General features: G+C 68.2%; 1 protein-coding gene. It reads right to left on the bottom strand.

Annotation, left to right across the window (positions count from 1 at the left end):
• On the bottom strand, positions 1 to 563 hold a 563-nt coding region (locus GTW58_RS13675; RefSeq protein WP_342453328.1), incomplete at its 3' end, for a primase C-terminal domain-containing protein.
• Positions 564 to 578: the final 15 nt, after the last annotated feature.

Here is a 578-nt window from a genome sequence, read left to right as displayed (position 1 = left end):
CGCCCACCCCCACCGTTGCGAGCCGACCATGGCCACATCACCCGGTAGACCGGCGGATGCGATGGGCTCGTTCGTGCTGGGGTAAACGAGCTCTGCTGATCAGTCGCGGATGAGCGTTGGCCTGCCCCAGCGCCGTGAACGTTGGCGTAGGCCGAGCGCACTGTCCGGCTGATCTCCCGTTCCCCAAGGCCTGCCTGCCCGGCAGCGGCACCGAGGACATCCAGAGCATCGCTGGGAGAAGTCCCGTTCTCGGCGAGACGGCAGGCGGCCTTGAACAGTCCGAGGTTCCGTTCGCCTTCCCGCAGGCTCGCCACGCGCTCAGCCAGGGCAGCGACATCCGCGGAACGGTGAGCGCCGCGCGACTCAGGGGCAGGGACCTGCGGCCTGGGGTCGAGGAAGTCCCGCAACCGTTGGGCATTCAGAGCGGAGGCGGGGCCGTGATTGATCTGCTCGAGCGTGTAGTGCCGCTGCTGCCCATCGATATTGCGGTGGGAGGGCGGGACGATGATGTAGGCGCCGTCCCCGCGGAAGTCGACACCGGCCCGCGCGGCTTGCCAGGACATGTTGAAGCCGTTCAG

The sequence above is a fragment of the Kocuria subflava genome (assembly GCF_012163155.1).
Lineage (GTDB): Bacteria > Actinomycetota > Actinomycetes > Actinomycetales > Micrococcaceae > Kocuria > Kocuria subflava.
This window is presented reverse-complemented; position numbering and strand designations above follow the sequence as displayed.